The sequence below is a fragment of the Glycomyces niveus genome (assembly GCF_017592475.1).
GTDB classification, from domain to species: domain Bacteria; phylum Actinomycetota; class Actinomycetes; order Mycobacteriales; family Micromonosporaceae; genus Glycomyces; species Glycomyces niveus.
The window spans coordinates 182,854-201,599 of the sequence record NZ_JAGFNP010000006.1; the positions used below are offsets into that span (position 1 = coordinate 182,854).

An 18,746-nucleotide genomic window follows, 5' to 3' on the forward strand; every position below is an offset into this window, starting at 1 on the left:
GGACGAGGGCCGGGGTTCGGCGACCGGGAGACGCATATTGAAGATGCTTCATCCCTAAGTGAACTGCGGATGAACCCGAAGTTGAAGCGGAGGTGAACAGTCCGCGGCGGTGCCGTCTACATCGGGCTCAGGCCTGGTAGCGCAGGTCCTCGTACTCCTCGTGGCGCTGCATCCAGCGGTCCACGAACGGGCAGGTCGGGTAGGCCTTGGCGCCTTTGACCCGCAGGTCGTCGAGGACGTGCCGGACGAGCCGGTCGCCCCAGCCCTGGCCGCGCAGCGACCGGTCGACCTCGGTGTGGGGCAGCACGACGAAGTCCTCGCGAGTGAGGTACTCCAGGTAGCCGAGCACGGCCCCGTTGTCGTCCCGCAGCTCGTACCGGTTCTCGTCGAGGTTCTCGACCACAGAAAGATCCGCCATGCGGCCAACCTTATCCAGGCGGGGCGGCGGTCAGCGAGGATGTGCGGGCTCGCACACGTCCGGGAATAGCGAGGGCGACGAGGGCGGCGGCGGCGCAGATGGCGGCGGCCGCGGTGAAGACTTCGGCGTACTGGGTGGCGAGGGCCGCGTCCAGGGCCTTGAGGTAGTCGGCTTGGAGGGCAAGGTATTCGGCTTCGGGGATGCCGAACGGGAGGGGCGTGTCGAGGTCGGCGGTGGCCTCTTGGAAGCGGTGGAGGCTCCAGGAGGTGAGGGCGGCGACGCCGACGAGCATGCCCATCATGCGGGCGACGACGACCGCGGCGGAGGCGGTGCCGTGGCTGTCTTCGGGGGTGGTGCGCAGGGCGGCGGAGGAGAGGGGGGCGATGGTGACGCCGAGGGCGGCCCCGGCGAGGGCGAGGGCGGGTTCGATGCCCGCGGCGTCGCTGGCGATGAGGTCGGCGAGCCACTGGTAGGCGGCCGCGGCGGCGGCGAAGCCGATCAAGGTGGGGAGGCGTTCGCCGAGGCGGGAGGCGGTGAAGCCGCCGAGGAGGGCGCCGACCGGCAGGCCGATGAGGAACCAGAGCAGGAGGAGCGCGCCGCCGGTCGAGTCGAGGCCGCGGAGGGTCTGGGCGTAGAGCTGGACGTCGACGAGGGTGACCATGAGGACGGCCCCGGCGGCGAGGCTCGCGGCGAGCCCGGCCGCGAAGGGCCGCCAGGCGACCCCGGCGGGGTCGAGGAGCCGGGTGGGGGAACGCCACTGGTGGAGGCCGAAGGCGGCCAGGACGGCGGTGCCGGCGATCACGGTGGGCGGGCCCCAGGACGGGAGGACGCCGTCGGCCGGGTCGGGGTTGTAGAGGCCGATGGTGAAGAGCCCCAAGGCGGTCGCGAGGAGCAGGCCGCCGACGAGGTCGACCCGTGCGCCGTCGCGTCTCGTCTCGGACTTCGGCAGGGCGTACTGGATCGCGAGTCCGGCGAGCAGGGCGAGCGGCAGGTTGATCCAGAAGATGCCGCGCCAGCCGACGAGGGCGGCGACGCCCGCGCCGAAGAGCGGGCCGAGGACGGCGCCGAGTTCCTGCGCGGCGCCGACCCAGCCGAGGACGGCCGGGCGGCGGCGGGGCGGGAAGAGGTCGGCGGCGAGCGCCATCGTGACCGGCAGGAGGGCGCCGCCCGCGAGGCCTTGGAGGGCGCGTCCGGCGACGAGCGGGACGAGTTCGGTGGCGGTGGCGCTGACGACCGAGCCGACCGCGAACACGGCCAGGCAGGCGTGGATGACGATCTTGCGGCCGAAGCGGTCCGAGAGCCGCCCGAGCAGCGGCATCCCGGCGGTGTAGCCGAGGAGGTAGCCGGTCACGAGGGGCGTGGCCCGCTCCAGGTGGTTCACGGGGATGTCGAACTCGCCGATCATGTGGACGAGCACGGAGACGAGCACGTACGCGTCGATCGAGCCGAGCAGGACGGCGGTGCCGGCCGCGCCGATGGCGAGCCGGCGCCGACCTCGAGGGGATCGCTTTTTAAGGCTCAGCAATCGTCACCGCTTCGTCGTAATCCGAGAGGTGCAGAGTCACGGTCGCGTCGCCTTGGGCGAACTCGGCTTTGACGATGCGGGAGGTCTCCTGGTCGAACCACACGGTGGCGGCGTTCCAGTCGCCTTCGGCGGGGATGAGCGTGGCGAACGCGGCGGGGTCGAACTCGACCGAGTAGCGGTAGGTCTCGGTGCCGTCGATCTTCTCGGTGTCCTCGGGTTCGGCCTTGTCGACCGCTTCGAGGAGGGTGGCGACGCCGGAGTCGGGGTCGAGGAGGAGGGTCGGGTCGTAGGGCAGCATGTCGTCGCCGACGGGGATCTGCTGGAACCCGCCGGTGGGGCCCTTGACCCAGGCGTCCTCGCCGATGATGACGTACTCGGCTTCGATGTCCATGCCGAACGCGGTGAGGGTGCCGGTGCCCTGCGCGGAGCCGTCCGCGGTGACGACGCCGTCCGCGGCCTTGACGTCGAGGCCGGGGACGTCGCCTTCGACGGCGAGGTCGAAGCGGACGCTCTCGACCTCGCGCATGGCGGCCGCGGCGTCGGGGAGCATCTCGTCGGCGGCGGGCAGGTCGTCGCCGCCCGAGCAGGCGGCGGCCGCGAACACGGCGAGGGCGGCGGTGACCACGAGGGGAATCGATCGCATGGCCCGATCCTATGCCGTCGCGGACACCGGGAGGAGACCTCGAGGTGAAACCCGGACCGGTGAAGATCACAGCGGGCGTTCGGGTCTCAGGGGCGGTGCGCATTGACGATCGCCGAGCCGCATCGTTAGTGTCGGCCGCAGGAGACCCCATGTGACACCCCGCGGAAGGACCCTGCCGTGCTCGCGAACCCCGTGTTCCGCTACCGGATGCTGACCCTCGCCGAAGGGTGGTCGTTCGTGCTGCTCCTCGTCTTCGGCTCGCTCCTGAGCCGCATTTCGGACATCGACCTGGTCATGCCCCTCGGGGCGCTGCACGGCGCGCTGTTCGTGCTCCTGGTCCTCGCGACCCTCCTGATCCGCCGCCGCCTCGACTGGGGCTTCGGCACCACGCTCGTCGCGCTCGTCTGCTCCGTGCTCCCCTTGGCGCCGTTCTTCTTCCACCACGCGAAGAAGGACGAGTTCCTCGCGGCCGAGCGCGCCGCACAGCCCGCGTAAGCGAAGCGGCGCGGCGGCCTCGGGCCGCCGCGCCGTTCCCCGGGGTGTTCGGCTCTAGCCGCAGGAGACCGTGGGCCAGTTCCAGTTGCCGTTGGCCTGGATCGTGAGCCCGAAGTTGTTGCCGTTGCCGTTCGGCGTGGCGACGAGCTGCTGCGCGGTCGGGTACGAGGCGTTGCAGTTCCAGGTGGCGATCACCTTGGCGGGCGAGGGGATGTTCAGCACCGTCCGCCAGTCGCTCTTGCCCGAGACCGAGACGTTCAGGTTGTACCGGTCGCTCCAGCGCTGCCCGGCCGAGAGCGTCGCGGTGCAGGCCCCGCCGCCACCGCCACCGCCGCCGGTGGAGCCGACGGTGATGTTCGAGCTGCCGGTGGACTGGTAGCCCTCGGTCGCCATGATCATGTAGTAGCTGAACGCGCCCAGGTTCATCCCGGCGCGGGCCCAGGCGTCGAAGTGGGCGCCGGTGTCGATGCTGCCGGAGGTGCGGGCGCCCTGGCGGACGCTCCAGTACTGCTGGAAGGTCTTGTTGCCCTCCACCGAAGGCGCGTTGTAGCGCGTGGACTGGCCGAGCCAGTACGTGCCGCCGTTGATGTTGGCCGTGCCGCGGCCCGAGGCGCCGCTGCTGGGGTTGTACGGGCCGTGCGACTCGACGATGTAGTACTCCACCAGCGGGTTCGACGTCCAGCCGTAGAGGGCGAGATAGCCGTTGCTGCCGTGATTGACCCAGCCGCTGTAGTCCACGATGCGGCGGCCGCCGTTCGCCCAGCCCTTGCCGCCGACCCAGTTGTTCGCGCCGTTCCACTGGGAGCTGTAGTTCCCGCCCGCACCGAGGGTCATCGAGGCCCGGCCCTGGGTGTCCGTCCAGAACGAGTAGTAGTACCCGTTGTGCGTGCCGGTCGCGTTCTGCGTCAGGGTCTGCGCGTTCGCGGTGCCGGGAAGGGCGAGCGCCGAAGCCGTGCCGAGCGCGAGCGCGCCCGCGCCGCCGAGCAGCAGATTGCGGCGGCTGAAAATGCTGGGGGGAGGGTTGAATTCCATCCTTGACTCCTCTGAAGGGTGCCGTACGGCCCGCGGAGCACACGAGCCGCATCGAGAGACATCTATCTCTCAATAGAGACCATCGTGGACTGGACATCGGAACATGTCAATGACTTCCGGAAAACTATCGGAACTTTCCGCCACCGAACGCCGCGATAGCGCTATCAAAGTCACTGGTCAATCCCACACCCGAACGAGAACCGTCGAAAACCGCCATCGTCGACGCAGCCACTCGACCAACCACACCGACCCAACTTCCGGAAGTTTCGGAGCATTCTCTCAGGCAAACAAAAAGCCACCCGCAAACGCGGATGGCTTTTCAGAACGAGTGCCCCCGGCAGGATTCGAACCTGCGACACCTGGTCCCGGAAACCAGTGCTCTATCCACTGAGCTACGGAGGCATGGCCTGATGAACAGGCCGCCACGATGCTATCAGTCGCACGGCACGGGCTCGCACCCGGTTTGGCCGGTGAGGATCACACCCGGGTGAGCCCGGTCGTTTCCCCGGAGAAATGTCGGAAGCCGGGTCTAGGCTGACCCCGCGGAAACCCTCGAGCCTAGCTGACACGCTGGGGGTTCGGTGACTAAAACACCGGATAATCGCAACATCTTGGGGCCACCCCAACGGCCGACCACTACATGTATGCTTCTGCTCTGTCAGGTCGGTGCTGTCAGCCCCCGTTCCCACGGCGTGGGGAGGGCGGCGCCGCCGCGCCGCCAGCGCGATCCGCAGCAGATCGCCCAGCACCGAGGGGATGCAGAGATGACCGGGCTCGCCACCACGCCATCCGCCACCACCACCGCACCGCAGCAGCGGGAGCCCGAGCCGGGACCCGCCGCCCTCATCGCCGAGCGCCTGCGCACCCACGCCGCCGGCCTGCCCGACGTGGACGCCGAGAAGGTCATCGCCCAGATCGAAGCCGGCCTCTGGCCCGGCGCCACCGCGCAGGCCCTGCGCGAGCGGGCCATCGAGATCACCTCGGCCACCGTCGCCTCCGAGCCCACCTACTCCAAGCTCGCGGCGCGGCTCCTCGCCGAGCACATCGCGGACGAGACCGCGGGCGAGGGCGTCACCTCGTTCACGACCTCCATCGCGGCCAGCAACGCCAACGGCCTGCTCGCGGACGACCTGGTGGCCTTCGTGAACGCCAACGCCGAGGCCCTGGACGCCGTCATCGACGACGCCGCCGACGACCGCTTCGAGTACTTCGGGCTGCGCACCGTCTACGACCGCTACCTGCTGCGCCACCCCGAGCACCGCACCGTGCTCGAGCGCCCCCAGTACTTCATGCTCCGCGTCGCGTGCGGGCTGAGCCAGTCGGTCGAGGAGGCCGCCGAACTCTACCGCCTCCTGTCGACCCTCTCGTACCTGCCGTCCTCGCCGACGCTGTTCAACTCCGGCACCCGCCGCTCGCAGCTGTCCTCGTGCTTCCTGCTCGACTCCCCCAAGGACGAGCTCGACTCGATCTACGAGCGATACAGCCAGGTCGCGCGCCTCTCGAAGTACGCCGGCGGCATCGGCATCGCGTGGTCGCGCGTCCGCTCGCGCGGTTCACTCATCCGCGGCACCAACGGCCACTCGAACGGGATCGTGCCGTGGCTGCGCACCCTCGACTCGTCCGTCGCCGCCGTGAACCAGGGCGGCCGCCGCAAAGGCGCCGCGTGCGTGTACCTCGCGTCCTGGCACGCGGACATCGAGGAGTTCCTGGAGCTGCGCGACAACACCGGCGACACCGAGCGCCGCACCCACAACCTGAACCTCGCGAACTGGATCCCCGACGAGTTCATGCGCCGGGTCGAGGACGACGCCCAGTGGTCCCTGTTCGACCCCAAGGAGACCCCGGAGCTCGTCGACCTGTGGGGCGACGACTTCGACCAGGCGTACCGGGCCGCCGAGGCCGCTGGCAAGGCCAAGAAGACCGTCGCGGCCCGCGAGCTGTACGGACGCATGATGCGCACCCTCGCCCAGACCGGCAACGGCTGGATGACCTTCTCCGACACCGCGAACCGGACCTCGAACCAGACCGCGCGCAAAGAGAACGTCATCCACCTCTCGAACCTGTGCACCGAGATCCTCGAGGTCACCAACGACTCCGAGACGGCCGTGTGCAACCTCGGCTCGGTGAACCTGGCCGAGCACACCACGCCGGAGGGCTTCGATTTCGAGCGTCTCGAGGAGACGGTGCGCACCGCGGTCAAGTTCCTCGACCGCACCATCGACCTCGGCTTCTACCCGACCGCGGAGGCCGAGAAGGCCAACCGCAAGTGGCGCCCGATCGGCCTGGGCTGCATGGGCCTCGCCGACGTGTTCTTCAAGCTGAAGCTCGCGTTCGACTCTGAGGAGGCGCTCGCGCTCTCGACCGCGATCGCCGAGCGCATCGCGATCGTGGCGTACGAGACCTCTTCGAAGCTCGCTGCCGAGCTCGGGGCGCACCCGAACTTCGCCGAGACCCGCGCCGCCGACGGCGTGCTGCACATCGACCACTTCTCGGACGCGCGACTGACGCTGGGCGGGCGCTGGGACGCGGTGCGCGCGCAGATCGGCGAACACGGCCTGCGCAACTCGCTGATGATCGCGATCGCGCCGACCGCCACGATCGCCTCGATCGCCGGCTGCGCCGAGTGCATCGAGCCGGTGGTGTCGAACGTCTTCAAGCGCGAGACCCTCTCGGGCGAGTTCCTGCAGGTGAACCGCCACCTGATCGCCGAGCTCAAGGAGCGCGGGATCTGGAACGAGCAGGTGCGCCAGGCGATCGTGGTCGCCGAGGGCTCGGTGCAGGGCATCGACGCGATCCCGGCGGAGCTCCAGGAGCGGTACCGCACCGCGTGGGAGCTGCCGCAGAAGGCGCTCATCGACCTGGCCGCGGCGCGCACGCCGTTCATCGACCAGTCGCAGTCGCTCAACCTGTTCCAGGCCGCGCCGACCATCGGCAAGCTCTCGTCGATGTACCGGTACGCGTGGAAGTCGGGTCTGAAGACCACGTACTACCTGCGCAGCCGTCCGGCCACGCGGATCAACCAGACGACGGTCAGCGCGCAGCCCGCCGCCGCGCAGCCGACCGAGCTCGAGGTAATCCCCGCGGATATCGCGTGCTCCCTGGAGAACCCGGAGAGCTGCGAAGCCTGCCAGTAAGACCATGTCGGGGCAGGGCGGAGACGCCCTGCCCCGCTTTCACCCCGCCCACCGCTTCACCCCGCCCACCAGAACCGAGAGAGGACCCGCGAATGCTGCTCGACCCGGGCATGAACCTGACCCTGCGACCGATGAAGTACCCGGACTTCTACGACCAGTACCGGGCCGCCATCAAGAACACCTGGACCGTCGAGGAGGTCGACCTCGCGTCCGACCTGACCGACCTGGCCGGGTTCACGCCCCAGGAGCAGCACCTCATCCACCGCCTCGTGGCGTTCTTCGCCACCGGCGACACGATCGTCGCGAACAACCTGGTGCTCAACCTGTACCAGCACGTGAACTCCCCCGAGGGCCGCCTGTACCTGTCGCGGCAGCTGTTCGAGGAGGCCGTGCACGTCCAGTTCTACCTGACGCTGCTCGACACGTACCTGCCCGACCCGGAGGAGCGCGCGAAGGCGTTCGACGCGGTCAACAACATCCCGTCGATCAAGCGGAAGGCCGACTTCTGCTACAAGTGGATCGACGAGGTCTTCGACATGCAGGAGCTGAAGACGGCGGACCACCGCCGCAAGTTCCTGCTCAACCTCATCTGCTTCGCCGCGTGCATCGAGGGCCTGTTCTTCTACGGCGCCTTCGCCTACGTGTACTGGCTTCGCAGCCGGGGCCTGCTCGACGGGCTCGCGACCGGCACGAACTGGGTGTTCCGCGACGAGTCCTGCCACATGAACTTCGCGTTCAGCGTGGTCGACATCGTGCGCCAGGAGGAGCCCGAGCTGTTCGACGAGCAGATGCGCCAGGAGGTCACGGACATGCTGCAGGAGGCCGTGGAGGCCGAGCTGCAGTTCGCCGAGGACCTGATCGGCGAGGGCATGCCCGGCATGACCGTCAAGGACATGAAGTCGTACCTGGAGTACGCCGCCGACCAGCGCCTCGTGCGCCTCGGCATGCCCAAGAAGTGGGGCTCGGAGAACCCGTTCCCGTTCATGGCGCTCCAGGACGTGCAGGAGCTGACGAACTTCTTCGAACGTCGCCCGACCGCCTACCAAGTGGCCGTGGAAGGCAAGGTCGACCTCGACGAGGAGTTCTGATCCGAAGCCGCGCAGGCTCTCCCATGCGCGGCGACCGCTTGCGGGGCCGTGAATTCGGCTCTGCGTAGCGAAAGGGCCCGACGCCGGTGGCGTCGGGCCCTTGTTCTCGTCCGCCTTCGCGGACTCGGGAGTCCGTGCGGCGCAGTCGCTTCGCTCGCGCCTCAGCCTTCGCGGGCGAAGGTGGAGCCGTTGGCCTCGGATCCGTCCTTGAGCTGGGCGACGCACTGGAAGGTGCCGTCGCCGGAGACGTAGACGTCCGTGGTCCAGTCGAGGGAGTCGCCGCCGATGAGCTGGGAGAGCGGGCCTCCTTCGACTTGGGCGTCGACGCAGGCGGCCGCGACCGTCGCGTCGGCTCTCGCCCCGTCGGCGTCGGCGATGCCCTCGGGGAGCGGGCCGGTCGCGTAGGCCTCCCACTGGTGGGCGAGTTCGCAGTCGGTGGAGGCGAACGCGGCGTCGTAGCAGGCGGGCTCCGGGACGCAGGAGACGCCGTCGGTCTGGAGCGTGCACTCGCCCACGTAGTCGCCGGCGTTGGACTGCGCGGCGAGGTCGGGGGCTTCCTCCCGGTCGAAGAGCCAGATGCCGCCCGCGATGAGGAGGCCGAGGATCACCAGGGCGCCCGCGCCCATGCCGATGAGGCGGCCGATGCTGGAGCCGGTGTCGCCCTCTTTGAGGCGGCGTTCGCGGCGGGTCAGGCCGGTCTCGTTGCGGGGCACAGGGACCGGGAGGCGCGGGTCGTTCTCGTCGCGGGAGCCGCCGGAGGCGAAGGCCTTCCAGGCGGTGGTCTCGGCGGCGGCGTCGCGCGGCGGGGCCGCGGGGCTCACGGGCGGGGAGGGGATGCGCGCGTTCGGGTCGGGAACGACCGGGGAGGAGAAGGGCGCCTCGGGGCCGGTCTTGAAGGCCGCCCGGGCCGTCTGCGGTTCGCGACCCCGGCGCTTGCTCGGGGCGAGGCGGAGCGTCGAGGGCGCGTCGGGGAACGAGCTCGGGTCGAGCTGGGCGTAGCCGGGGGGCGAGGCCGAGCGGGCCGACTCCTGCGGCGGCGAGGAGTACGCCCCGAAGACGCCGACGCCTTGGGGTGCAGGGGAACTCGGGGGCGGGTCGTCGGTGACGCGGGGCAGGATGCCGGTGGAGGCCTCGGGGATGCTCGCGAGGAACTCGCGGAACTCGACGGCGGTCGGGCGCCCGTCGGGGTTGTTGATGAGCGCGGTGCGCAGCATCTCGAGCAGGAGCGGCGATATACCGGGGATCGCCGGGATCGGCTGATCGAACAGGGCCGCGACGTCGTTGATGTCGAGGACCCCGTCCACGGGGAACCGCGGGGGCGTGCCGGACAGCATCGTGTAGAGCGTCGCGGCCAGGGAGTACACGTCGGCGCTGGGGCCGGCCTCGCGCATCTGGAAGACCTCCAGGGGCGCGTACGCGGGCGTGGCCATGGTCGAGACGGGCTCGCCCGGGCGGGGCGCTGCGATGAGGCTGGAGAGGCCGAAGTCGCCGAGCACGGCGTGGCCGTGGTGGTCGACGAGGAGGTTCGCGGGCTTGACGTCGCGGTGGACGATGCCGGCCTCGTGGGCGGCGGCGAGGGCGTCCGCGATGCGGATGCCGATCTCGATGGTCCGGTGCGGCGGGATCCGGCCGTGCTTGTCGAGCAGGTCGGCCACGGTGCCGCGGCAGCGCTCCATGACGACGTACGGGTTCGCCTGGTGGGTGAGGCCGGCGGAGAGCATCTTGACCACGCACGGGTGGTCGGAGAGGCGTCCGGCGGTCTGGACCTCGCGGCGGAAGCGCTCGCGGGCGGCGTCGTCGGTGAGCGGCCGGGCCTCGACCTTGACGGCGACCTCGGAGCCGTCGTCGTACCGGGTGGCGCTGTAGACGATGGAGAAGGCGCCGCGGTCGATCTCGCGGAAGCCGGTGAGGCGCTCGATGCCCTGGAAGAGGGATTCCGGGTCGGCCTCGGAGCGGAGGGGTGAGGGGGCGAGGGGGTCGGTTGGAGCACCGTAGGACGAGATGGTGTCCACTGTGTACAGCCTCCGTTCTTCGGCGACGCGCGGGAGTGACTGGCGTCATTGCCTGATGCAGGTCGGTGCGCCGATCGTCGCGATCAGCGCGTGGGGACGTTCCGGACCTAGGTCGCGGCGCTCGGGCCTGGGGGATCCGAGTCATGGGACCTTTGACGCATAACGTTACGGCAACGCGCCCACGATTCTGTATACCCCTGGACGAAGAGCCAGCGATAACTGGCCGAACGGTTGATATGTCGCTTCCACTGGGCGAACTGCCGGTAGCCCATAGTGAATGCATCCCCCGTGTGGCGCGCGGGAGGACGGGCGGTCCGACTGGAACGGGCCCCGTGCCGCAAGGCCTCGGCCCGAAAGGGCCGCCCGTCCACCCGCTGCGTCGCCCCCACTGCAGCAAGCATCGCAGCGTCGAAGGCGGTGGCGGCGTACACGGTGTGCGTCCCTTTCAGGCGATCCGGCCGCAGCTCATGAGACCTTGGCGGCTTCGAGGTAGCCCTCGGCCCAGGCCGTGGCCCCCGGGTCCTCCCCGAACGACTTCAGCGTGGTCATCGCCCACTGGCGGGCCGCTTCGACCTGGCCGTCCTCGTCCAGGAGGCGGGCGTAACGGGCCACGATCGCCCGGCGCGGACTCCCCAGTGCGGGCTCGTCATGATGCGCCGCAAGGGGTTCGAGCATGGCGAGGGCTCCCGCGCGGTCGCCCTTGGCGGCGCGCACGTCGGCCAGGAGCGCGGTGTTGGCCGCGCGGCCCGGCTCGAGCACGTCGTCGGTGACGAGCCCGAGGGCCTCCTCGGCGGCGGCCGCGGCGGTGGCCGCGTCCCCGAGCTCGAGAGCGCAGCGGCCTCTGAGGTTGTGCGCCAAGGAGATCAGGAGCGGGTGGCCGGTCTTCGCGCCGTACTCCTCCGCGCCTGCGGCGAGGTCGAGGGCGTGGTCGAGCGCGCCGATCGAGCGGGCCGCCAAGGCCCGCACGTACTTCGCGAAGCCGCGGCCCCAGTCGTCGTCGATGCGCTCGAAGTCGCGGAACGAGGCCCGCGCGGCGGCGTCGGCGCCCGCCGGGTGGCCCAGGGACACCTGGGCGGCGGCGCCGATGGCGCGCAGCAGCCCGACGGCGAACACGTCGCCCGAGCGCTCGCCGATCGGCATGAACACATCGGACAGTCGCTTGGCCTCGGTGAACCGCCCGGCCATGAGGAGCGCGAATGCGGAGACGCCGCGCACCCAGGCCCGGCCGACCAGGTCCATTTGGCGCGCAAAGGCTTTCGCGGCCTCGCGGAGCACGTCGTCGGCCCCGTCGAAGTCGCCGCGGGCCACCAGGACCCACGCGCGGTGCTGCAGGGCCCAGGCGAGGCGCTTGTCGTCGCCGACGCCGACCGCGACGTCATAGGCGTCGAGGAAGCGGGACTCGGCCTCGCTCAGGTGACCGGCGAGGAAGTCGAGCAGGCCGATGCGGCACTGCGCGTCGCAGCGCGGCCCCGCCAGGCCCTCGCGGCGCGAGAGCGCCAGCGCGGCGGTCCACGCGGTGCGGGCGTCCTGGAGCTCGCCCCTGTAGCGGTGGAGGCGGCCGCGCAGCAGCAGCAGCTGGGCCACGAGTTCGGCCTCGTCCTCGGGGAAGTCGTCGCCGAAGAGGCGCCCGGACGGGTGCTCCTCGTGCTCGGCGTGGTCGTCGTCGGCAGGGACGATGAGGCCGATGTCGATGGCGAGGCCTTCGATCTCGGCTTCGGCTTCCTCGGTGCGGCCCAGGCGGGTCAGCGCGCGGCCGCGCAGGAGACGGTCGTCGAACGACAGGGGCGCGAGGCGTTCGACTCCGTTGAGGAGGGCGACGGCGCGCTCGGGCTCGGAGGCGTCCATGGCGCGGGCCGCCTGCTTGCGGACGGCCTCGACGGCGAGCGGGAGGACGTTCCAGACCTCGTCGAGCGCTTCGATCTCGACTTCCTTGGCGAGGGTGACGGCCTGCTCGGCGTGGAAGACCACGAGGTCGTCGGCGCTCTGGCCCTCGAGCTCGGTGTCGGCGGCCCAGCGGGCGATCTCGGCGTGCGCGTGCGCGGCGTCGGCTTTCCCGATGGGCGCGTAGGCGGCCTGGCGCAGCAGCGGGGTGACGAAGCGGTAGCCGCCGTAGGAGCGGCGGCGCAGCATGCGGCGGTCCAGGAGTTCCTGGAGGGCGGCCTCGAACTCGCCGGGGACCTCTTTCTCGAGCAGCTGCGCGGCCTCGGGGGGCACGGCGTCGCCGAAGATCGAGGCGGCGCGCAGGAGCGCGCGGGCGGCGGGGGTGAGGGCGTCGATGCGGGCGCCGAGGACCTGCGCGAGGTCGCGCGAGAGCACGCGTCCGGTGAGGGACCCGGCGGCGAGGCGCCAGTGGTCGCCGTCGCCGGAGAGCAGGCCCTGCTCGGTGAGGAGCGTGACGAGCTCGGCGAGGTAGTACGGGTTGCCCTGCGCGAAGCCGAGGAGGCGGTCCTCGTCGGGCTTGGGCATGCGTCCGCCGCCGAGGAACTCGCGCAGGAGCCGCGCCGCGTCGGCGCCGGCGAGCGGCGGGAGCGGGTGGACCTCGGCCTCGGAGATGCGCGTGAGCACACCGGAGGAGCGGGTGAGTTCGGGGCGGCCGTAGAGCAGCACGAGCACGGGCCCGTGGATCTTCGACAGGGCGACGCCGAGGGCGTCGATGCCGGCCGCGGAGGCGGTGTGGAGGTCGTCGATGTTGAGCACGAGCGGGCCTTGGGTGGCCATGTGCGTGATGAGCTCGGCGACGGCCTCGGGGATCGTGTAGGCGTCGGACTGCTGGCCGGTGAACCCGCCGACGCGGTCGGTGGCCCCGGGGCGGCCGTGCCCGAGGAGCCCGAGCAGCAGCGTGATGTTCAGGCGGCACTCGCCGTGGTCGGCGTGCCCGTCGGCGATGCGCCGGAGCTTCGTCTCGGCGGTGGCGCGGTCGTCGTCGAACCGCAGACCGGCCGCTTTGCGCACGAGGTCGGCGAGCGGCCCGAAGCGTCGGCCTTCGCCGTAAGGGGCGACGCGCACGGTCAAGACCCGCGCGCCGCGCTCGGTGGCGACGGTCCGCACTTCACGGGCGAACCGGGTCTTCCCCATGCCGGCTTCGGCGGTGTGGATGAGCACCAGCGGCTCACCGCGGTCGATGACGGCCTCGAGCCGGCCGTTGACACGGCCGATCTCGGCGTCCCGGCCGATGAAGGGCGCGGTGTCGCCGAGGCTCGCGCGGGTGCCGGGCTCGTCCTCGAGACCCAGGAGCTGGAACACCTCGACGGGCTCACGCTTGCCTTTCAGGCGCACGGGAGTGAGGCGGCGCCAGGCGGCGGCGTGCTTGGTGGCGCGCTGGGTCTCCTCGCCGGCCCAGATGGTGCCGACCGAGGCGATCGCGCAGATGCGCGACGCGGTGTTGACCGTGTCGCCGATGACCGTGTACTCGAGGTTCGCCTGCATCCCGGCGACCACGAGACCGGACCTGAGGCCGATGCGAAGTCCGATGGGAAGACCACCACCGGACTCGGCTTTGAGCAGACGCCGCACCCGTTTCTGCATGGCCTGAGCTGCGCGAACAGCGCGCTCGGCGTCGTCTTCGTGCGACAGGGGGGCGCCGAACACGGCCATGAGGCCGTCGCCCATGAGCTTGTCGACGTGCCCGCCGAACTCGTTCACCGCGGAGACGCACTCCGCCAAGAGCCGGTCGGTGACGGACGAGACCCGCTCCGGGTCCAGACTTTCCGACCACGTGGTGAAGTCGGAGAGGTCGGCGAACAGCACCGTGACATAGCGCCGCTCGGTCTGGGGGGCGGTCGCCTCCGGGGAGAGGGGCGCTCCGCAGTTGTGGCAGTAGCGCGCGCCAGGGACAGTGGGCACGGAGCAGAATGGGCAGGTCACAGCAGCACCAACGCCGTGGGCAGGGTGTGTTGTTCCCCACTCCTTGTGGGAATGGGGTGGTTCTTGGCCTTCACGCTGGCAAGGATACGTGGCCTAGCTGACAGATACCTGTGTGCAAGAGCTCATTTCCCCGAGAGCATGACCGGCCCATCAGCCAAAAGGCCCACCTCGCTGCCCTCCGAACCGGACGATCCAGCAGAACCCACCACCGGCCGCGATCCCGATAAAACCAACCGACCCCGCCGCCCCTCCGGCCCCCTCGAACAACGAAAGCCCACACATGGCTCAACCCCTCGACCCCCCGAGCCCCGAACCCCTCAACGCGATCCACGAAGTCCGCGCCGACGGCAGACGGCGACTCGTGGCCGCCGCCTGGCAGATCGAACCCAAGGCCTGGAAGCACTTCACCGACCTCCTGCAGGAGCGCCGGCTGTGAGCGCTCCGATCGAGGTGCACCGGGAGCGGAACCCGAAAGTGCTGTTGGTCGGTCTCAGCCTGCTCGTACTCGCTGTACTGGTGTCGTGGCCCTCTACCTCCACAACCCTGAATCGGCCCCCGCGCTCCCGTGGTTTCTGGGCGGGCCCGGGCCCGGACTCATCGGAGGGATCATCGGCGGGTTCCTCGGCGTTGGGCTGAAATCGCACATCTGGAGTCGTCTCCTCGTGTACCACCCGCAGTCGAAGACCGTCGAAGCCCGTGATCGGGTATGGGGATTCTGGCAGGTCTACCCGCGCGAAGGGTTCGGCCGCCTCGAATTCGATGCTGAAACCGGCAGGCTTTTCGAGGTCCGCGCCAACGGTGAGCGTCGGCGAGTCCCGGTCCACCGCGGCGAAGCCAAGCGCGACGAATGGTGCACGTTCATCGAACAGTTCGAGCGCGACCACCAGCCAGCCGACCCCGATGAGGCTCCGTGAGCGCCGGAGCCGGGGCCGGCGGTCAGGACGGCCAGATCGGGGTGCCGTCCTGCCAGACGACGCCTTTGTTGCGGCAGAGGCAGAAGGGGTGGCCGACCGGGTCGGTGTAGATGTGCCAGCCGTAGCCTTCGCCTTTCCAGAAGCGCTTCTGGAGGGTGGCGCCGAGGGCGGTGAGGCGTTCGTGTTCGGGTTCGAACTCGTCGACTTCGAAGTCGAGGTGGAACTGCTTGGGGTGCTCGTCGTCGGGCCAGGAGGAGGGGCGGAAGTCGTCGACGCGCTGGAAGGCGAGTTCGATCGCGCCGAACTTGATACCGGCCCACATGTCGGTGCTGTCGGGCTTGACCGGCTCGCCGGTGACCTCGGCGTAGAAGGCCGCGAGCTTCATGGGCTCGGGGCAGTCGATGATGAAATCGGTGAGTTTCAGCATCGGGAGATGGTCCCACAGAGCGGAGCGGATGCGAAAGGCCCGGAACGCGAAGCGTTCCGGGCCTTTCGTTCGCTGTTACGCGGTGACCAGGCTGGCCTTCTGGAATTCCTTGACCGTGGTGTAGCCGGTCTTGGCCATGGCGCGGCGCAGGCCTCCGAAGAGGTTCTGGCTGCCGTCCGAGGAATTGCTGGGGCCGTAGAGGATCGCCTCGAGGTCGGGGACCTCGACGTCGCCGGAGTCGCCCGGGCGGAAGCGGCCGCGCGGGAGCTTCGGGTGCGAGGCGGCGGAGTGCCACCAGGCGCCGGCGGCCGGGGACTCGGCGGCGTCGGCGAGGATCGAGCCGAGCATGACCGAGTCGGCGCCGCAGGCGATGGCCTTGGCGATCGCGCCGGAGTTGGTCATCTCGCCGTCCGCGATGAGGTGCACGTAGCGCCCGCCGGTCTCGTCGAGGTAGTCGCGGCGCGCGGCCGCGGCTTCGACGATCGCGGAGGCCATCGGGACGTCGATGCCGAGGACCGTGTCCGTGGTGGACCAGTCGTCGGAGCCGACGCCGACGATGACACCGGCGGCGCCGGTGCGCATCAGGTGCATCGCGGTCTTGTAGTTGGTGGCCCCGCCCACGACGACCGGGACGTCCAGGTCGGCGATGAACTGCTTCAGGTTGAGGACGTCGCCGCCGGAGGAGACGTGCTCCGCCGAGACGATCGTGCCCTGGATGACCAGCAGGTCCACCCCGGCCTCGACCGCGAGCGGCGCGAGTTCGGCGGTGTGCTGCGGGCTGAAGCGGATCGCGGTGGTGATCCCGCCGGCGCGCAGCTCGGCGATCCGCTCCGCGATGAGCTCGGGCTTCACCGGCTCGGCGTAGATCTCCTGCAGCCGCTCGATGGCGGTTTCAACCGGCGTGTCCGCCAGTTCCTTGAGCAGCGAGTTGGGGTCGACGTAGCGACACCACAGCCCTTCGCCGTTGAGGACCCCGAGGCCGCCGAGGCGGCCCATCTCGATCACCGACGTCGGGCTCATCGTCGCGTCGGACGGGTGCCCCACGGCCGGGATCTCGAACCGGTAGGCGTCGAGCTGCCATTCGGTCGAGACATCGTCGATGTCCCGGGTACGCCGGGTAGGCACGAGCGCCACTTCGGACAGCCGCCAGCCGCGCGCCACGATCTTGCCGGGGCCGATCTCGACCAATTCCCGCACAGTCACTCCTCCTACAGGGCCCGACTACCGCGTGTGGTAGTTGGGTGCTTCCACGGTCATCTGGATGTCGTGCGGGTGGCTCTCCTTGAGGCCCGCAGCGGTGATCCGGACCAGACGGCCGCGCTCATGCATCGCCTCGATGGTACCGGCCCCGGTGTAGCCCATGGCACTGCGCAGTCCGCCCACGAGCTGGTAGACCACCTGTGCGAGGGTGCCGCGATAGGGCACTTGGCCCTCGACGCCTTCGGGGACGAGCTTGTCGTTGGTCTCGACCTCGCCCTGGAAGTAGCGGTCCTTCGAGTAGGACTTGGCCTCGCCGCGCGACTGCATCGCGCCGAGCGAGCCCATGCCGCGGTAGGACTTGAACTGCTTGCCGTTCATGTAGATGAGCTCGCCGGGGCTCTCGGCGCAGCCGGCGAACAGCTGCCCCATCATGACGGTGGAGGCGCCGGCGACGATGGCCTTCGCGATGTCGCCGGAGTACTGGATGCCGCCGTCGGCGATGACCGGGACGCCGCGTTCGCGGGCGACGCGGACGGTGTCCATGATCGCGGAGATCTGCGGGGCGCCGACGCCGGAGACGACGCGGGTGGTGCAGATGGCGCCGGGGCCGACGCCGACCTTGATGCTGTCGGCGCCCGCGTCGATCATGGCGTTCGCGGCGGCGGCGGTGACGATGTTGCCGCCGATGATGTCGACCCGGTCGCCGAAGTCCTTGTTGAGGAGGGCGATCATCTCGAGCACGGCGCGCGCGTGGCCGTGCGAGGAGTCGACGGAGAGGACGTCGACGCCGGCCTCGACGAGCTGGCCGGCGCGGGCGTACTGCTCCTCGCCGACGCCGATCGCGCCGCCGACGCGCAGGCGCCCGGAGTCGTCCTTGGAGGCGTTCGGGAACTCCTCGCGCTTGGCGAAGTCCTTGACGGTGATGAGGCCGCGGAGGAACCCTTCGCCGTCGACGATCGGGAGCTTCTCGATCTTGTGCCGCTTCAGCAGTTCGAGCGCCTGCTCGTTGGAGACGCCCTCGGGGGCGGTGACGAGGTTCCGGGAGGTCATGACGCCGGCGACCTTGACGGAGTGGTCGGTCTCGAAGCGCATGTCGCGGTTGGTGATGATGCCGACGAGCTTCCCGGCCTCGTCGGTGACGGGGAGGCCCGAGATGCGGTACTTGCCGCAGAGCTTGTCGACCTGCTCGAGCGTGTCGTCGGGAGAGCAGGTGACCGGGTCGGCGACCATGCCGGACTCGGAGCGCTTGACGAGGTCCACGTGCTGGGCCTGGTCCTCGGCGGACATGTTCCGGTGGAGGATGCCGAAGCCGCCGAGACGGGCCATGGCGATGGCCATGCGGGCCTCGGTGACGGTGTCCATCGCGGCCGTCAGCAGCGGGACCGAGATGCGGATATTGCGGGTGAGCTGCGAAGACGTGTCGACTTTGGCCGGGATCACGTCGGATTCGCCGGGCAGGAGCAGTACGTCGTCGAAGGTGAGGCCGAGTGGAATGGCACTGGCCGCGCCCATCGGCACCGTGGTGCCTCCGACCCGCTCACCGGCGGCACCCTCGTGCCCCTGAATTCCGAAATCCCCTGAGAACGCCATGCTCCAATCGTAGAGCCGTAATCTGCGTCGCTCCGCAGCGCACACGTCCCCTTGAGGTGTGATTCGCAGCGGAAACACCGCGCATTGGGGGGATGACCGGACGGGCCCGGCGGCGATGCCGACAGGCCCGTTACGGGTTTGACCGTTCTGCCCTAGAAAAGGTCCTGGACTTCCTCGGACGCGGCCTCGAACGTGTCGGACTCCGACACGGCCTCCCAGGCGTCGCCCGCGGTCTCGCTGACGTCCTCCCAGACCTCGGTGGCGTCGATGTCGGTGACCGCGTCCGCGACGCCGTCCACCACGTCGTCGAAGATCTCTTCTACGTTCTCGCCGAAGCCGTCCATGGCCGTCTCCTCAGTGCTAGCGGGTTGACTTGCGGCCCAGCCTAACGAGCGCCCCGCGCG

Annotated in this window: 15 protein-coding genes and 1 tRNA gene; 5 read left to right on the top strand and 11 right to left on the bottom strand. The window is 70.0% G+C overall.

The window, feature by feature from the left end; translation table 11 throughout:
- Positions 1-127: 127 nt before the first annotated feature.
- The 3 genes from J5V16_RS13355 to J5V16_RS13365 are packed head-to-tail and all read right to left on the bottom strand — an operon-like array spanning position 128 to position 2,586.
- Positions 128-418: a GNAT family N-acetyltransferase gene (locus tag J5V16_RS13355; protein ID WP_208496766.1), complete on the bottom strand. Its 291-nt coding sequence runs from the start codon at positions 416-418 to the stop codon at positions 128-130.
- Positions 419-428: 10 nt separating this feature from the next.
- Positions 429-1,943: an MFS transporter gene (locus J5V16_RS13360; protein ID WP_208496767.1), complete on the bottom strand. Its 1,515-nt coding sequence runs from the start codon at positions 1,941-1,943 to the stop codon at positions 429-431.
- Positions 1,930-2,586, bottom strand: a complete 657-nt coding sequence (locus tag J5V16_RS13365) for an LppX_LprAFG lipoprotein (RefSeq protein ID WP_208496768.1) — start codon at positions 2,584-2,586, stop codon at positions 1,930-1,932. Before J5V16_RS13365 ends, J5V16_RS13360 begins: the two co-directional genes overlap by 14 nt.
- Positions 2,587-2,763: 177 nt before the next feature.
- Between J5V16_RS13365 and J5V16_RS13370 the strand changes: the two genes are divergently transcribed.
- Positions 2,764-3,081: a DUF3817 domain-containing protein gene (locus J5V16_RS13370; protein WP_208496769.1), complete on the top strand. Its 318-nt coding sequence runs from the start codon at positions 2,764-2,766 to the stop codon at positions 3,079-3,081.
- Between the two features lie 54 nt (positions 3,082-3,135).
- Here J5V16_RS13370 and J5V16_RS13375 read toward each other — a convergent pair whose 3' ends face one another.
- Together J5V16_RS13375 and J5V16_RS13380 are read right to left on the bottom strand one after the other, a co-directional pair.
- Positions 3,136-4,113 carry a glycoside hydrolase family 11 protein gene (locus tag J5V16_RS13375; protein ID WP_208496770.1) on the bottom strand — a complete coding sequence of 326 codons (978 nt, stop codon included), beginning with the start codon at positions 4,111-4,113 and terminating at the stop codon, positions 3,136-3,138.
- A gap of 329 nt (positions 4,114-4,442) precedes the next feature.
- A tRNA-Arg gene (locus J5V16_RS13380) sits at positions 4,443-4,515 on the bottom strand.
- Between the two features lie 362 nt (positions 4,516-4,877).
- On the opposite strand from J5V16_RS13380, the gene J5V16_RS13385 reads away from it, so the two are divergent.
- A complete protein-coding gene (locus J5V16_RS13385; RefSeq protein WP_208496771.1) occupies positions 4,878-7,247 on the top strand; it encodes a ribonucleoside-diphosphate reductase subunit alpha in 2,370 nt (789 codons plus the stop codon).
- A gap of 92 nt (positions 7,248-7,339) precedes the next feature.
- Complete coding sequence (locus tag J5V16_RS13390) at positions 7,340-8,335, top strand: ribonucleotide-diphosphate reductase subunit beta (protein ID WP_208496772.1); 996 nt, start codon at positions 7,340-7,342, stop codon at positions 8,333-8,335.
- A 161-nt stretch (positions 8,336-8,496) separates the two neighbouring features.
- On the opposite strand, the gene J5V16_RS13395 is transcribed toward J5V16_RS13390, so the two are convergent.
- Positions 8,497-10,347, bottom strand: coding sequence for a serine/threonine-protein kinase (locus J5V16_RS13395; RefSeq protein WP_208496773.1), 1,851 nt, complete (start codon positions 10,345-10,347; stop codon positions 8,497-8,499).
- A gap of 465 nt (positions 10,348-10,812) precedes the next feature.
- Complete coding sequence (locus J5V16_RS13400; protein WP_208496774.1) at positions 10,813-14,190, bottom strand: adenylate/guanylate cyclase domain-containing protein; 3,378 nt, start codon at positions 14,188-14,190, stop codon at positions 10,813-10,815.
- A gap of 301 nt (positions 14,191-14,491) precedes the next feature.
- Between J5V16_RS13400 and J5V16_RS13405 the strand changes: the two genes are divergently transcribed.
- Both J5V16_RS13405 and J5V16_RS13410 read left to right on the top strand, forming a co-directional pair.
- Entirely contained in the window at positions 14,492-14,647 is a 156-nt protein-coding gene (locus J5V16_RS13405) for a hypothetical protein (RefSeq protein ID WP_208496775.1), read from the top strand.
- An 85-nt stretch (positions 14,648-14,732) separates the two neighbouring features.
- Positions 14,733-15,125 carry a hypothetical protein gene (locus tag J5V16_RS13410; protein WP_208496776.1) on the top strand — a complete coding sequence of 131 codons (393 nt, stop codon included), beginning with the start codon at positions 14,733-14,735 and terminating at the stop codon, positions 15,123-15,125.
- Between the two features lie 22 nt (positions 15,126-15,147).
- On the opposite strand, the gene J5V16_RS13415 is transcribed toward J5V16_RS13410, so the two are convergent.
- The 4 genes from J5V16_RS13415 to J5V16_RS13430 all read right to left on the bottom strand — a co-directional run bounded on the left by J5V16_RS13415 (position 15,148) and on the right by J5V16_RS13430 (position 18,686).
- Positions 15,148-15,552, bottom strand: a complete 405-nt coding sequence (locus J5V16_RS13415; protein ID WP_208496777.1) for a VOC family protein — start codon at positions 15,550-15,552, stop codon at positions 15,148-15,150.
- 75 nt (positions 15,553-15,627) lie between these two features.
- On the bottom strand, positions 15,628-16,749 hold the full coding sequence (locus tag J5V16_RS13420; protein WP_208496778.1) for a GuaB3 family IMP dehydrogenase-related protein: 1,122 nt from the start codon (positions 16,747-16,749) through the stop codon (positions 15,628-15,630).
- A 24-nt stretch (positions 16,750-16,773) separates the two neighbouring features.
- Entirely contained in the window at positions 16,774-18,264 is a 1,491-nt protein-coding gene (gene guaB, locus J5V16_RS13425; RefSeq protein ID WP_208496883.1) for an IMP dehydrogenase, read from the bottom strand.
- A 230-nt stretch (positions 18,265-18,494) separates the two neighbouring features.
- Positions 18,495-18,686, bottom strand: a complete 192-nt coding sequence (locus J5V16_RS13430) for a hypothetical protein (RefSeq protein ID WP_208496779.1) — start codon at positions 18,684-18,686, stop codon at positions 18,495-18,497.
- Positions 18,687-18,746 lie beyond the last annotated feature (60 nt).